Raw genomic sequence first — 15284 nt, 5'->3', positions numbered from 1 at the left:
AACCGCTATTCACAGCGCATCGGGAGGTTGGCAGCGATTAATTCTCCCGATGCAGTAAATCCTGATAGATCCCCGTTAATATGCCATTTGGCGCAAATTGTTTTTTAATCCACTGCGTCACCTGACCGGTGGCAGAGTGCTGGGTTGCGAGTAACATGCGTGAATCCTGGCGCGGGTTATGGATTTGTCGGGTAACCAGCAAGGATTGCGCCATCGCCTCACGGACCATGTAATCCGGCAAAAAACCAATTCCTTCACCTAAAATCTGGCACTGACATTTGGTGTTGAAATCTGGCACCAGAATTGACTCCTGCCCATGCAGCAACCAGCCCACTTTTTTATTAATCGTATGCGCGGTGTCCTCCACCATGATATTAGGGTAGAGACGCAGCTGGCTTTCGGCGATCGGCTCCGGCACAAAGGCTAATGGGTGATCCGGGGCGATGGCAAAAGCCCAGCGAATCGCGCCAATCTCCGTGTAATCAATGCCGCCACCGTCCAGCAGCGTGTCGGGGGCGCCGATAGCGATATTTGCCTGATTATTAATAATCGCATCCCAGACGCCGTTATACACTTCGGTGGTGACGGTAATCTGGCAGGTAGGAAACTGCTTTTTCAGCACCTGTAATAAGCGTGCGGTGTGTTTGGGCGTATAAAGCAGCTGATTAATACAAATGCGCACACGCGCTTCTATGCCCTGCGAAATAGTATCGATACTGCGTTTAATGGCATGAAAATCATTCAGCAGGTCGGTAGCTTTGCGGAAAAAATAACGCCCGGACTCCGTTAACTCAATGCTGCGGGTACTGCGAGTGAACAGCACCACATCCAGCCCCGTCTCCATACGTTTAATGGTGTAGCTAATGGCGGAAGTGGTTAAACCCAACTCTTCTGCGGCTTTACTGAAGCTGCCAAAACGCGCAGCGGTAGTAAATGCCAACAGATTCTCTTCGGTAAAAATTGAGTTCATTGACCCGCTCCCGCCATTTTCGATTCTGAATTTCTCCAGCCATGACTGTAGAGGTATCCATTAAAGATGGATAATCATTTTTGAATAACTTTTAATACCCGTCGCTTTTGGTCGTCGCTTCGCTTAATTTTTGTCCGCCGTATTCTGAAATTATCCCCACGCAGTTACCCGCCAGAAAACCCAGTAATGTCACCGTCCAGTTCATCCCGCTGGCAAAAAATAGCGTCATGCCGAGAAAGCCTCCGGGAATAAAAGACAGTAACCAGAAACGCCCTTGCCAGACCACCACCGCCGAGAAGGGTACAGTCGTAATCACGCTCGCCCAGAACGCGGACAGTCCACTCACCGGGGCCAGCCAACCGGCAGCCAGCGCGGCGAAAAACGCCCACACCATCCCGGAATAATTAACCGCCAGGCTTTTGATAAACCCCGATTTACCGCCGCCTGCGGCATAAAAACTGCAAAAGGCGACGAAGCCAATGGTTCCTAATAATTCCCATCCCTGAGAGAGCCCGACATGTGAAGACACTAACTGCCAAAGCCCTGCACAAATACCGACGGTGACACCCGTTGCCGTGAGTCCGTTCATCTTGTTCCCCTCTGGTTAGACATGGACGAAAGCTACTCTTACATGTGCAGACTATAGAGAAATAAAACCTGATTGAGTGAAAGGGTATCGGGTCAAAGAAACAAATATTGCACTACCGCACACGGCGAAAAGATTGTTGAACATCATTCAACAAAAAGGCGAAATACGGCGAATTAAATTTAAGCGGGTTCTTTTATCAGATTATCGTTGCTATTCTCAATTCATCGAAAACAGCCACAAAAACCAGGGGAATGTGAATGACTATAAAAAATCTACCTGCCGACTATTTATTGGCTGCACAACAGGGCGATATCGATAAAGTAAAAAACTGCCTTGCGCTGGGTGTCGATATTAATACCTGCGATCGCCACGGGAAAACGGCAATTACGCTGGCAAGTTTATATCAGCAATATGCTTGCGTTCAGGCATTAATTGACGCCGGAGCGGATATTAATAAACAAGATCATACCTGTTTAAATCCTTTTTTAATTAGCTGTCTGAACGATGATTTAACGCTACTACGAATTATTTTACCGGCTAAACCCGATCTTAATTGCGTAACCCGTTTTGGCGGTGTCGGCCTGACGCCTGCCTGTGAAAAAGGCCATTTAAGTATTGTAAAAGAGCTTTTGGCAAATACGGAGATTAACGTTAACCAGACTAACCATGTTGGCTGGACACCGTTGCTGGAAGCGATTGTGCTTAACGATGGCGGGATTAAACAGCAGGCGATTGTCCAGTTATTGCTGGAACACGGTGCCAGCCCGCATCTGACCGATAAATATGGCAAAACGCCGCTGGAACTGGCGCGGGAACGGGGCTTTGAAGAGATTGCGCAGTTGCTGATCGCCGCAGGTGCATAAACCGGGAGGCTTGTTATCAACACACCAGAAAAACGGTGTGTGTGGGCGCTAACTGCGGATGCTGATTTTCTGGCGCAGCGGGGGCAAGGACAGGTTGAACAGGTCTTTGCCAGAGCGGTAAATATCGTACTCCCGGCTCGCCAGCAGTTGCTGACGCTGCTTTGTGAAGAGTACGACAATGCGCCTAACAGTTGTCGGTTGGCACTCACTCACTTTAATGGTCTGTTCCGGCATGGTGATAAGGTTCAGTTTGACGATCAAGGCATTACGATTGGTCAACATCATCATATAGAGATGAGTCATTGCCAGCGTTGGCTGTCCCCAACCATGCAAATGACCGCTCTGAATTTTCACCTTATCGCCTGGCAACAGTGGCACGACATTATTCATCAGCACCTGGGGGAAAATGAAACCCTGTTTAATTATCGCGGCGATAATCCGTTTTATCAGGCGTTAAATAAAGAACTACATATTAAACGTCGGGCAGTTATTCAGGCCGTAAACGATAAACAAAATATCGCCGTAGCGGTCGCCAGTATGATGGGCTTAGGGATTGGCCTTACGCCATCAGCCGATGATTATCTGACCGGACTGGTACTTATTTTATTTATTTCCGGACATCCGGCGGAAAAATACAAAGAGGAATTTTATCTCGGTTTGCAACGCGGCAGAAATAATACCACGTTATTAAGTGCCATCACGCTGGAAGCCGCATTACAACAACGCTGCCGGGAAAATATTCATCGTTTTATTCACAACATTATTTATGACATCCCTGGGAACGCAACTCAGGCAATAGAAAAAATTAAACATATTGGCTCCAGTTCCGGCTGCGACATGCTGTATGGCATGGCCGATGGTTGTGCGCTGAGCCAAACTTACGGAGGGAATTATGTCAGTTAAAATAGTCATTAAACCGAATACCTATTTTGATTCTGTCTCGCTGATGTCTATCTCCACGCGTGCAAATAAACTCGACGGCGTCGAGCAGGCATTTGTGGCGATGGCGACCGAAATGAACAAAGGCGTGTTGAAGAATTTAGGACTGCTGACGCCGGAGCTGGAGCAGGCGAAAAACGGCGACCTGATGATTGTCATCAATGGTAAATCGGGTGTGGACAACGAGCAGTTGCTGGCGGAGATTGAAGAACTGTTCAACACCAAAGCGCAAAGCGGCTCGCACGAGGCGCGTTACGCCACTATTGCCAGCGCCAAAAAGTATATCCCGGAAAGTAACCTGGCAGTGATTTCGGTCAACGGTCTGTTTGCCGCTCGCGAAGCGCGTCAGGCGCTGCAAAATGACCTCAACGTGATGCTGTTTTCCGATAATGTCTCAGTTGAAGATGAACTGGCGCTCAAACAGTTGGCCCATGAAAAAGGGCTGCTGATGATGGGGCCAGACTGCGGCACGGCGATTATCAACGGCGCGGCGCTCTGCTTTGGTAACGCCGTGCGTCGCGGCAACATCGGTATTGTTGGCGCATCTGGCACCGGCAGCCAGGAATTGAGCGTCCGTATCTATGAATTTGGTGGCGGCGTTTCACAACTGATCGGCACCGGCGGGCGCGACCTGAGCGAGAAAATCGGTGGCCTGATGATGCTCGATGCCATCGGGATGCTGGAAAACGATCCGCAAACTGAAATCATTGTGCTTATCTCCAAACCGCCTGCGCCTGCGGTGGCCCGCAAAGTGCTGGAACGCGCACGCGCCTGCCGCAAGCCAGTGGTGGCCTGCTTCCTCGGTCGTGGCGAAACGCCAGTGGATGAGCAGGGGCTACAGTTTGCTCGCGGCAGCAAAGAGGCGGCATTGAAAGCGGTGATGCTCTCCGGCGTGAAACAAGAACATCTCGACCTGCATACGCTTAACCAGCCGTTGATTGCGGATGTGCGTGCGCGTCTGCAACCGCAGCAGAAATACATTCGTGGTCTGTTCTGCGGCGGTACGCTGTGTGACGAAACCCTGTTCGCGGTGATGGAAAAACATGGCGATGTCTACAGCAATATCCAGCCCGATCCTGAATTCCGCCTGCAAGATATCAACCGCAGCATCAAACACACCTTCCTCGATTTTGGCGATGATGACTTCACCAACGGCAAGCCGCATCCAATGATTGACCCGACCAACCGTATCAGCCGCTTGATCGAAGAAGCGCGCGATCCAGAAGTGGCGGTGATCGTGATGGATTTTGTGCTCGGATTTGGATCGCATGAAGATCCGGTCGGTTCCACCATCGAGGCGATCAAAGAAGCGAAAGCGATCGCCGCTGCCGAAGGACGCGAGTTGATCATTCTCGCCTATGTGCTGGGCACCGATCTCGATACGCCATCATTAGAACAACAAAGCCAGATGCTGCTTGATGCCGGAGTGATTCTGGCGAGCAGCAGCACCAATACCGGATTGCTGGCGCGTGAATTTATCTGCAAAGGGGAGGAAGCCTGATGAGCCAGTCACTGTTTAGCCAACCGTTGAACGTTATTAACGTCGGTATCGCCATGTTTAGCGATGATCTGAAAAAGCAGCATGTAGAAGTGACCCAACTCGACTGGACGCCGCCGGGGCAGGGCAATATGCAGGTGGTGCAGGCGCTGGATAACATTGCCGATTCGCCGCTGGCAGACAAAATCGCCGCCGCGAATCAGCAGGCGCTGGAGCGCATTATCCAGTCGCATCCGGTGCTGATTGGTTTTGATCAGGCGATTAACGTGGTGCCGGGCATGACGGCGAAAACCATTCTTCACGCCGGGCCGCCGGTCACCTGGGAAAAAATGTGCGGCGCGATGAAAGGCGCGGTCACCGGAGCGCTGGTGTTTGAAGGACTGGCGAAAGATCTCGACGAGGCGGCTGAGCTGGCGGCTTCCGGGGAGATCACCTTCTCGCCGTGCCACGAACACGACTGTGTGGGATCGATGGCGGGCGTCACCTCGGCCTCGATGTTTATGCACATCGTGAAAAACAAAACCTATGGCAACATCGCTTATACCAACATGAGCGAGCAGATGGCGAAGATTTTGCGTATGGGCGCTAACGACCAGAGCGTGATCGACCGCCTCAACTGGATGCGCGATGTGCAGGGACCCATGCTGCGCGACGCGATGAAAATTATCGGCGAAATCGATCTGCGCTTAATGCTGGCGCAGGCGCTGCATATGGGCGATGAATGCCATAACCGCAATAACGCCGGGACGACGCTGCTGATTCAGGCGCTGACGCCGGGGATTATTCAGGCAGGTTATTCCGTCGAGCAACAGCGCGAAGTGTTTGAGTTTGTCGCCAGCAGCGACTACTTCTCCGGCCCGACGTGGATGGCGATGTGTAAAGCGGCGATGGATGCGGCGCACGGCATCGAATACAGCACCGTGGTGACCACTATGGCGCGTAACGGCGTCGAGTTCGGCCTGCGGGTCAGCGGCCTGCCGGGGCAGTGGTTTACCGGCCCGGCGCAGCAGGTCATCGGCCCGATGTTTGCCGGTTATAAGCCGGAAGATTCGGGGCTGGATATCGGCGACAGCGCCATCACCGAAACCTACGGTATTGGCGGATTTGCGATGGCGACCGCGCCCGCGATCGTCGCGCTGGTGGGCGGCACGGTGGAAGAGGCTATCGATTTCTCCCGTCAGATGCGTGAAATCACCCTTGGCGAAAACCCCAACGTCACCATTCCGCTGCTCGGTTTTATGGGCGTGCCGTCGGCAATCGACATCACCCGCGTGGGTAGCAGCGGCATTCTGCCGGTGATCAACACCGCTATTGCCCATAAAGATGCGGGCGTCGGCATGATTGGCGCGGGCATTGTGCATCCACCCTTCGCCTGCTTCGAGAAAGCCATTCTTGGCTGGTGCGAACGTTACGGCGTCTGAGTTACATGTTTATGCCGGATGCGACATGAATGTCTTATCCGGCCTACGAATGGCGCGGAAATCTGTAGGCCTGATAAGCGTGGCGCTTCAGGCATTGGCCACCACAGCCGGATGCGGCGTGAACGCCTTATCCGGCCTACGAATGGCGCGGAAATCTGTAGGCCTGATAAGCGTGGCGCTTCAGGCATTGGCCACCACAGCCGGATGCGGCGTGAACGCCTTATCCGGCCTACGAATGGCACGGGAATCTGTAGGCCTGATAAGCGTAGCGCATCAGGCAGTCTGGCGTTGGTCATAACCCCATCACCCTCTGTCGCGGACATAACAACATGAAAGAACTTGTGGTCGTTGCCATTGGTGGCAACAGCATTATCAAAGATAACGCCAGCCAGTCGATTGAGCATCAGGCGGAGGCGGTGAAAGCCGTGGCCGATACGGTGCTGGAAATGCTGGCTTCCGATTACGACATTGTGCTGACCCACGGCAACGGGCCGCAGGTCGGGCTGGATTTACGCCGCGCGGAGATTGCCCACGAGCGCGAAGGGCTGCCCTTAACGCCGCTGGCGAACTGTGTGGCGGATACGCAAGGTGGCATTGGCTATCTGATCCAGCAGGCGCTGAACAACCGACTGGCGCGTCACGGCGAGAAAAAAGCCGTCACCGTGGTGACTCAGGTAGAAGTGGATAAAAACGATCCGGGGTTTGCCCATCCCATCAAACCCATTGGCGCATTCTTTAGTGAAAGCCAGCGTGACGAACTACAAAAGGCAAACCCTGACTGGCGTTTTGTTGAAGATGCCGGACGGGGCTATCGCCGCGTGGTCGCCTCGCCGGAACCGAAACGTATTGTCGAAGCACCTGCCATTAAGGCGCTGATCCAACAAGGCTTTGTGGTGATTGGCGCGGGCGGCGGCGGAATTCCGGTAGTGCGTACTGACGCGGGGGATTACCAAAGCGTGGACGCGGTTATCGACAAAGATCTCTCTACCGCGCTACTGGCTCGCGAAATTCACGCCGACATTCTGGTGATCACCACTGGCGTCGAAAAAGTGTGTATTCACTTTGGCAAACCGCAGCAGCAGGCGCTGGATCGCGTAGATATTGCCACCATGACCCGCTATATGCAGGAAGGGCATTTCCCACCTGGCAGCATGTTGCCAAAAATCATCGCCAGCCTGACGTTCCTGGAACAGGGCGGCAAAGAAGTGATTATCACCACGCCGGAATGCCTGCCTGCGGCGCTACGCGGCGAAACGGGCACCCATATTATTAAAACCTAAGGACGTAAGATGAAAGAAAACAATAGCCGCCGTGAATTTCTGAGCCAGAGCGGTAAGATGGTCACCGCCGCCGCGCTGTTTGGTCCCTCAGTGCCGCTCGCCCATGCGGGGGTAGCTGGCACCCTAAACTGCGAAGCGAACAACACCATGAAAATCACTGACCCGTATTACTATCTCGATAACGTGCTGCTGGAAACCGGTTTTGACTACGAAAATGGCGTGGCGGTACAGACCCGCACGGCGCGCCAGACCGTGGAGATTCAGGACGGTAAAATTGTTGCCCTGCGCGAGAACAAGCAGCATCCGGACGCCACGCTGCCGCACTATGACGCTGGCGGTAAGCTGATGCTGCCCACCACCCGCGACATGCATATTCATCTCGACAAAACCTTCTACGGCGGGCCGTGGCGCTCGCTCAATCGTCCGGCAGGCACCACTATCCAGGACATGATCAAACTCGAGCAGAAAATGCTGCCGGAACTGCAACCGTACACGCAGGAACGGGCGGAAAAACTGATCGATTTATTGCAATCGAAAGGCACCACCATTGCCCGCAGCCACTGCAATATCGAACCGGTTTCCGGCCTGAAAAATCTGCAAAATTTGCAGGCGGTGCTGGCGCGACGTCAGGCGGGCTTCGAGTGTGAAATCGTCGCCTTCCCGCAGCACGGTTTGCTGCTGTCGAAATCGGAACCCTTAATGCGCGAAGCGATGCAGGCGGGGGCGCATTACGTCGGCGGGCTGGACCCGACCAGTGTTGATGGCGCGATGGAAAAATCCCTCGACACCATGTTCCAGATTGCGCTGGACTATGACAAAGGCGTCGATATTCACCTGCACGAAACCACGCCGGCAGGCGTGGCAGCCATCAATTATATGGTTGAAACGGTAGAGAAAACGCCGCAGCTAAAAGGCAAGCTGACCATCAGCCACGCCTTTGCGCTGGCAACGCTCAACGAACAACAGGTAGATAAACTGGCGCACCGGATGGTGGCGCAGCAAATTTCTATCGCCTCGACGGTGCCGATTGGCACGTTGCATATGCCGCTCAAACAGTTGCACGACAAAGGCGTAAAAGTCATGACCGGCACCGACAGCGTTATCGACCACTGGTCGCCTTACGGCCTGGGCGACATGCTGGAAAAAGCCAATCTGTACGCGCAGCTCTATATTCGTCCTAACGAACAGAACCTCTCCCGCTCGCTGTTTTTAGCCACTGGCGATATATTGCCGCTGAATGAAAAAGGCGAGCGTGTGTGGCCTAAAGCGCAGGATGACGCCAGTTTTGTGCTGGTGGACGCCTCCTGTTCCGCCGAGGCGGTGGCGCGTATTTCGCCGAGAACGGCGACGTTCCATAAAGGGCAACTGGTGTGGGGAAGTGTGGCAGGTTGATATGCATTTAATATGTCTGCAACGGTGAACAGTAAGAGATTTAAGCCCCAGGGAGTGGGGCGGCCTGAGTATGAGTGTGTTGGCAGAAATGGACATTATCTTTGAAGAATATGCCCTTATTGACGTTGTGTAGATAACTATTTGTCTACGTGAAAATATCATCAGTTTTGCCGATTTTTGTCTTTTACGGATAGCAAATATCACACTTATAGGCGCTCGCCTTATGGGGAACGTTGCTGCTCTGTTTCATTCAGGCTCGCGGCATGTTGGGGCTGGATCGGGTGGTTTAAATATTGGCTATATTCAATGGACGCGTTTTGCCGCGATGACATATCAGGCATCGCCAAATACACATAGCTAATCAGGAGTAAACACAATGAAGATCAAAGCTGTTGGTGCATATTCCGCTAAACAACCACTTGAATCGATGGATATCACCCGGCGTGAACCGGGACCGCATGATGTCAAAATTGAAATCGCTTACTGTGGCGTCTGCCATTCCGATATCCACCAGGTCCGTTCCGAGTGGGCGGGGACGGTTTACCCCTGCGTGCCGGGTCATGAAATTGTGGGGCGCGTGGTAGCCGTTGGTGATCAGGTAGAAAAACATGCGCCGGGCGATCTGGTTGGTGTCGGCTGCATTGTCGACAGTTGTAAACATTGCGAAGAGTGTGAAGATGGGCTGGAAAACTACTGTGATCACATGACCGGAACCTATAACTCGCCGACACCGGATGAACCGGGCCATACTCTGGGCGGCTACTCACAACAGATCGTCGTTCATGAGCGATATGTTCTGCGTATTCGTCACCCGCAAGAGCAGCTGGCGGCGGTGGCTCCTTTATTGTGTGCAGGAATCACCACGTACTCGCCGCTACGCCACTGGCTGGCCGGGCCGGGTAAAAAAGTGGGCGTGGTCGGCATCGGCGGTCTGGGACATATGGGGATTAAACTGGCCCACGCGATGGGGGCGCATGTGGTGGCATTTACCACTTCTGAGTCAAAACGCGAAGCGGCAAAAGCCCTGGGAGCCGATGAAGTTGTTAACTCACGCAATGCCGATGAGATGGTGGCTCATGTGAAGAGTTTCGATTTCATTTTGAATACAGTAGCTGCGCCACATAATCTCGACGATTTTACCACCTTGCTGAAGCGCGATGGCACCATAACGCTGGTTGGTGCGCCTGCGACACCGCATAAATCGCCGGAAGTTTTCAACCTGATCATGAAACGCCGCGCGATAGCTGGTTCTATGATTGGCGGCATTCCAGAAACTCAGGAGATGCTCGATTTTTGCGCCGAACATGGCATCGTGGCTGATATAGAGATGATTCGGGCCGATCAAATTAATGAAGCCTATGAGCGAATGCTGCGTGGTGATGTGAAATATCGTTTTGTTATCGATAATCGCACACTAACAGACTGAAAAAATTAATAAACATCCTGTGGTTTAACATATTAACTTCGCTCCACTTAACTTTTTAGTTAAGGAGAGCGAAATAATATCAAAGTAGTGGTAAACCTATAGCGTAAATTCAGATTGTTAAATTAACTTCACTACTTTACACGTTAGTTATGAGCGATTTCTGATAGTGTCTGGTTTTATCAGAGCTTTATTATCTGCGACGTTTATTTTTATTTAAGAGAGCCACCTGCAAGTTGTTATTCCACCAGAGAGTGAATCGCAAAGCAGGTCATCATTTCATCTGTATATCTGTATGCCAAATGGCATTCCCCCTCCTTTTTCGCCGATATTTTGTTGTGAACGGCGGAGTTTCGCTTAAAAAAGCACCAGTAGTGGTTTCGCAGCTATATGGTGTATAAAAAATGTTCTCATACAGATGTTTTGTGAATGTGTGGGTTGACATTCATATGAAAAAAATCATAATTCCATCATGTTTGTGTGGGGTCTTTTCTGTATATTACGCATCGCACTCAAGCCTGACAGAAAATATGTTGTAAGGCTCATATCAAAAACCGCCATTAGCTCATCAGGAAGAGCAGACGACAACCAGGATTGTTGTATGGTACGGGGTTCGAGGCCTCGATGGCGGTCCAACTTTTCAAAACTTTTCTGAATCAGATCCCCTTATTATCATCCCTGCAAAGTGGAACATTGCCATTGTTTGGCTATTCAAGACGGGTCAGACCAATGAAAAAGCCCACACAGGGGAGAGTGGCTGAAATGGGAAGCTAAAGACTCAAGTAAACTTATCGGAAATAAGGACCACGCATTACGGGGGCTATCATCGCCGATGGTTGGGATTCGGCAAATCAGGTTGATTACGTAGAGAGTAAATTATCTGCTCACCGCTGCGTCACCCCTTCGTAAATCAGGCGTAGCGCGAATACACCAATAATTGCACCAATAACCCAACTGGCAACGCGTTGCATACGCCCATAAGCACGACGCACTGCGGGCAAAGAAAACGCCTGACTAAGAAAGACTCGCCAGATAATTGATGCGAGCACAATCCCCGCCCAGGCCATTAATCGTGCCCATGTTGGTGTTTCGGCATGTAATGTTACTGAGAAAATACTGATAAAAAATAAAACGGTTTGCGGGTTAGAGAGATCGGTAATTAATCCACGGCGGAAAAAGACATACCAGGGGGCGCTAATCGGTTGTTGTAGTGTGCTCATTTGCGGTGTTGAGTGGCGGCGCATGCTACTACACCACGCAAACCATAAGAGATAAGCGCCGCCGACGATTCTGATAAGCGAAAAAATCTCCCCACACTGCGTAATTAGCGTTGCAAGACCAAACAAACCCAACCCGGAATAAAATGCATCGCCCAGCGCCACGCCCAGCCCGGTCAACACCCCTGCGCGTCGACCGGAAGCCATGCTGGTTTGTACTACCACAAAGAGATTGGCTCCCGGATTAAAAAAAGTAATCACGAACAATCCTACGGTCAGGTAAACGGCGTGCAAAGGATCCATAGTGATTTCATCCATAAATAAGTGAAGTAACTTCATCATATTTCTACCAAAAATAATCGGGTGCGAGAGAGATCACAAAGTGTCTTATTTCCGGTTACTGGCGTTTATGCCCTGACTGAACTAATTATTAATCAACCCAATAATGTGGGTGGGTGATAGTGTGATAACAACTCTGGAGCCGTAATATGAAAATAATCTCTAAAATGTTAGTCGGTGCGTTAGCGTTTGCCGTTACCAATGTCTATGCCGCAGAATTAATGACCAAAGCGGAATTTGAAAAGGTTGCATCGCAATATGAAAAAATAGGTGATATTTCAACCAGTAATGAAATGTCGACCGCAGATGCGAAAGAAGATTTGATCAAAAAAGCCGATGAAAAAGGGGCTGATGTGTTGGTACTGACCTCTGGTCAAACTGACAATAAGATCCACGGCACGGCAAATATTTATAAGAAGAAGTAATTCTGAATCCTATGTAAACATCCCCGATGCGTAAGTTTATCGGTGATCATCATCTATCGAAATTTATGCCGGATAAAGCGTTCGCGCTGCATTCGGCAGTTCAGCTTTTCAGCCGCCGCCAGAACGTCGTCCGGCTGATACCTAAATAATTCGCCGCTGCTGTCTTATCGCCATTAAATTTCTCCAGTGCCTGTTGTGCTGTCAGCAAGCCTGGAATGGGAGTCTTCGCCGACTCGCGCGCCAGTTCCGGCAGTAGCAGCTGCAAAAATTGCGGCGTTAAATCCGGCGTCGGTTCCACACTTAAAAATAACGCCAGTCGTTCCATCATATTGCGCAGTTCACGAATATTGCCCGGCCAGTCGTAGAGCAATAATACAATCTGACAGGTCTCTAATCCCTGACGTAATGCGGCAGAAAAAGGGACAGAGAGTGCCGCCAGAGACATTTTCAAAAAGCTTTCCGCCAGCGGCAGAATATCCGCCACCCGCTCGCGTAGCGGCGGCAGTTGCAGGCGTAAAATACTCAGCCGATAAAACAGGTCACGGCGAAACTGCCCTTGCTGCATATCTTCTTCCAGATTGCAGTGAGTGGCGCTAATGACCCGCACATCTACCGGAACAGGCTGATGCCCGCCGACGCGGGTGACCTCTTTTTCTTCCAGCACCCGTAACAGGCGAGTCTGCAACGGCAGCGGCATTTCGCCAATCTCATCCAGAAACAGCGTACCGCCGTGGGCAATTTCGAACAGCCCGGCGCGACCTCCGCGTCGCGAGCCGGTGAACGCCCCTTCCTCATAGCCAAACAGCTCTGCTTCCAGCAGCGATTCGGCAATCGCCCCGCAGTTGACGGCAACAAACGGATGTGACTTTTTGCCCTGTCGCACATCGTGGCGGGCAAAATATTCTCGATGAATCGCCTGGGCCGCCAGCTCTTTGCCCGTCCCCGTTTCCCCCTCAATCAACACCGCCGCACTGGAGCGGGCATACAGCAAAATAGTCTGCCGCACCTGTTCCATCTGTGGTGATTGACCGAGCATATCGCCCAGCACGTAACGAGTACGCAGGGCGTTGCGGGTGGCATCGTGAGTGTTATGGCGTAACGACATGCGCGTCATATCCAGCGCATCGCTAAATGCCTGGCGCACGGTGGCGGCAGAATAGATAAAAATTCCGGTCATTCCGGCTTCTTCTGCCAGATCGGTAATCAGCCCCGCGCCGACCACCGCTTCGGTGCCGTTGGCTTTTAGCTCGTTAATCTGCCCGCGTGCGTCTTCTTCGGTAATGTAGCTACGTTGGTCGAGGCGCAAATTAAAGGTTTTTTGAAACGCTACCAGTGCCGGAATGGTTTCCTGATAGGTGACAACGCCGATAGAAGAGGTGAGTTTTCCGGCTTTTGCCAGCGCCTGTAACACATCGTAGCCACTCGGTTTTATCAGAATCACCGGTACCGACAGGCGGCTTTTCAGGTACGCACCGTTAGAGCCAGCGGCAATGATGGCGTCGCAGCGTTCGCTGGCCAGTTTTTTGCGGATGTAGGCCACCGCTTTTTCAAAGCCAAGCTGAATAGGGGTGATGTTCGCCAGATGATCAAACTCGAGGCTGATATCGCGAAACAGCTCGAACAGCCGCGTTACAGATACCGTCCAGATAACCGGTTTGTCGTCATTCAGCCGTGGTGGATGTGCCATAGCGCACCGCAAAGTTAAGAAACCGAATATTGGGTTTAGTCTTGTTTCATAATTGTTGCAATGAAACGCAGTGAAACATTGCCTGAAACGTTAACTGAAACGCATATTTGCGGATTACTTCATGACTTTATCTTTAACTCATTGAAATTAAATGTTTAATTTTATTAAGGCAATTGTGGCACACTCATTGCTTTGTCTTTATCAACGCAAATAACAAGTTGATAACAAAGGATGGGCTATGTCTCTACACTCTCCAGGTAAAGCGTTTCGCGCTGCACTTAGCAAAGAAACCCCGTTGCAAATTGTTGGCACCATCAACGCTAACCATGCGCTGCTGGCGCAGCGTGCCGGATATCAGGCGATTTATCTCTCCGGCGGTGGCGTGGCGGCAGGATCGCTGGGGCTGCCCGATCTCGGTATTTCTACTCTTGATGACGTGCTGACAGATATTCGCCGTATCACCGACGTTTGTTCGCTGCCGCTGCTGGTGGATGCGGATATCGGTTTTGGTTCTTCAGCCTTTAACGTGGCGCGTACGGTGAAATCAATGATTAAAGCCGGTGCGGCAGGATTGCATATTGAAGATCAGGTTGGTGCGAAACGCTGCGGTCATCGTCCGAATAAAGCGATCGTCTCGAAAGAAGAGATGGTGGATCGGATCCGCGCGGCGGTGGATGCGAAAACCGATCCTGATTTTGTGATCATGGCGCGCACCGATGCGCTGGCGGTAGAGGGGCTGGATGCGGCGATCGAGCGTGCGCAGGCCTATGTTGAAGCGGGTGCCGAAATGCTGTTCCCGGAGGCGATTACCGAACTCGCCATGTATCGCCAGTTTGCCGATGCGGTGCAGGTGCCGATCCTCTCCAACATTACCGAATTTGGCGCAACACCGCTGTTTACCACCGACGAATTACGCAGCGCCCATGTCGCAATGGCGCTCTACCCGCTTTCAGCGTTTCGCGCCATGAACCGCGCCGCTGAACATGTCTATAACATCCTGCGTCAGGAAGGCACACAGAAAAGCGTCATCGACACCATGCAGACCCGCAACGAGCTGTACGAAAGCATCAACTACTACCAGTACGAAGAGAAGCTCGACGACCTGTTTGCCCGTGGTCAGGTGAAATAAAAACGCCCGTTGGTTGTATTCGACAACCGATGCCTGATGCGCCGCTGACGCGACTTATCAGGCCTACGAGGTGAACTGAACTGTAGGTCGGATAAGACGCATAGCGTCGCAT

Annotated in this window: 14 protein-coding genes and 2 pseudogenes; 12 read left to right on the top strand and 4 right to left on the bottom strand. The window is 51.8% G+C overall.

Going from position 1 to position 15284, the window contains the following annotated elements; all coding sequences use genetic code 11:
- Positions 1–37 precede the first annotated feature (37 nt).
- Positions 38–970: a LysR substrate-binding domain-containing protein gene (locus HBM92_RS18620; RefSeq protein ID WP_001084388.1), complete on the bottom strand. Its 933-nt coding sequence runs from the start codon at positions 968–970 to the stop codon at positions 38–40.
- 91 nt (positions 971–1061) lie between these two features.
- The gene (locus HBM92_RS18615) at positions 1062–1559 is read right to left on the bottom strand and encodes a DUF1097 domain-containing protein (RefSeq protein WP_001013871.1); all 498 of its coding nucleotides are present in this window, start codon (positions 1557–1559) and stop codon (positions 1062–1064) included.
- 257 nt (positions 1560–1816) lie between these two features.
- On the opposite strand from HBM92_RS18615, the gene HBM92_RS18610 reads away from it, so the two are divergent.
- The 10 genes and pseudogenes from HBM92_RS18610 to yahM all read left to right on the top strand — a co-directional run bounded on the left by HBM92_RS18610 (position 1817) and on the right by yahM (position 11243).
- Complete coding sequence (locus HBM92_RS18610; protein ID WP_000153091.1) at positions 1817–2422, top strand: ankyrin repeat domain-containing protein; 606 nt, start codon at positions 1817–1819, stop codon at positions 2420–2422.
- A 39-nt stretch (positions 2423–2461) separates the two neighbouring features.
- Positions 2462–3325 (top strand): DUF2877 domain-containing protein, encoded by an 864-nt coding sequence (locus tag HBM92_RS18605; protein ID WP_001304856.1) that lies wholly within the window; start codon positions 2462–2464, stop codon positions 3323–3325.
- Positions 3315–4862, top strand: a complete 1548-nt coding sequence (fdrA, locus tag HBM92_RS18600; RefSeq protein WP_000111854.1) for an acyl-CoA synthetase FdrA — start codon at positions 3315–3317, stop codon at positions 4860–4862. Before HBM92_RS18605 ends, fdrA begins: the two co-directional genes overlap by 11 nt.
- Entirely contained in the window at positions 4862–6280 is a 1419-nt protein-coding gene (locus HBM92_RS18595; RefSeq protein WP_000083433.1) for a DUF1116 domain-containing protein, read from the top strand. Before fdrA ends, HBM92_RS18595 begins: the two co-directional genes overlap by 1 nt.
- 25 nt (positions 6281–6305) lie before the next feature.
- Positions 6306–6578, top strand: coding sequence for a hypothetical protein (locus tag HBM92_RS18590; protein ID WP_001101851.1), 273 nt, complete (start codon positions 6306–6308; stop codon positions 6576–6578).
- 31 nt (positions 6579–6609) lie between these two features.
- Positions 6610–7560, top strand: coding sequence for a carbamate kinase family protein (locus HBM92_RS18585; RefSeq protein WP_000661611.1), 951 nt, complete (start codon positions 6610–6612; stop codon positions 7558–7560).
- Between the two features lie 9 nt (positions 7561–7569).
- Positions 7570–8952 carry an amidohydrolase family protein gene (locus HBM92_RS18580; protein ID WP_000662399.1) on the top strand — a complete coding sequence of 461 codons (1383 nt, stop codon included), beginning with the start codon at positions 7570–7572 and terminating at the stop codon, positions 8950–8952.
- Between the two features lie 215 nt (positions 8953–9167).
- A pseudogene (locus HBM92_RS25465) lies at positions 9168–9242 on the top strand (hypothetical protein); the annotation flags it as partial.
- An 86-nt stretch (positions 9243–9328) separates the two neighbouring features.
- Positions 9329–10378, top strand: a complete 1050-nt coding sequence (gene yahK / locus HBM92_RS18575; protein ID WP_000692760.1) for an NADPH-dependent aldehyde reductase YahK — start codon at positions 9329–9331, stop codon at positions 10376–10378.
- Positions 10379–10999: 621 nt separating this feature from the next.
- Positions 11000–11243: pseudogene (yahM, locus tag HBM92_RS18570) on the top strand (protein YahM).
- 16 nt (positions 11244–11259) lie between these two features.
- Here yahM and HBM92_RS18565 read toward each other — a convergent pair.
- Entirely contained in the window at positions 11260–11934 is a 675-nt protein-coding gene (locus HBM92_RS18565) for a LysE family transporter (protein WP_000976985.1), read from the bottom strand.
- A 146-nt stretch (positions 11935–12080) separates the two neighbouring features.
- On the opposite strand from HBM92_RS18565, the gene yahO reads away from it, so the two are divergent.
- Positions 12081–12356 carry a DUF1471 family periplasmic protein YahO gene (gene yahO, locus HBM92_RS18560; RefSeq protein WP_000691951.1) on the top strand — a complete coding sequence of 92 codons (276 nt, stop codon included), beginning with the start codon at positions 12081–12083 and terminating at the stop codon, positions 12354–12356.
- A 100-nt stretch (positions 12357–12456) separates the two neighbouring features.
- On the opposite strand, the gene prpR is transcribed toward yahO, so the two are convergent.
- Positions 12457–14043, bottom strand: coding sequence for a propionate catabolism operon regulatory protein PrpR (gene prpR / locus HBM92_RS18555; protein WP_000941018.1), 1587 nt, complete (start codon positions 14041–14043; stop codon positions 12457–12459).
- A 238-nt stretch (positions 14044–14281) separates the two neighbouring features.
- Here prpR and prpB point away from each other — a divergent pair, with 238 nt between their 5' ends.
- Complete coding sequence (gene prpB / locus HBM92_RS18550; protein WP_000052186.1) at positions 14282–15172, top strand: methylisocitrate lyase; 891 nt, start codon at positions 14282–14284, stop codon at positions 15170–15172.
- The last annotated feature ends 112 nt before the right edge of the window (positions 15173–15284 follow it).

This window comes from Escherichia sp. E.sYA108 (genome assembly GCF_011754335.1).
Taxonomy (GTDB): domain Bacteria; phylum Pseudomonadota; class Gammaproteobacteria; order Enterobacterales; family Enterobacteriaceae; genus Escherichia; species Escherichia coli.
This window is presented reverse-complemented; position numbering and strand designations above follow the sequence as displayed.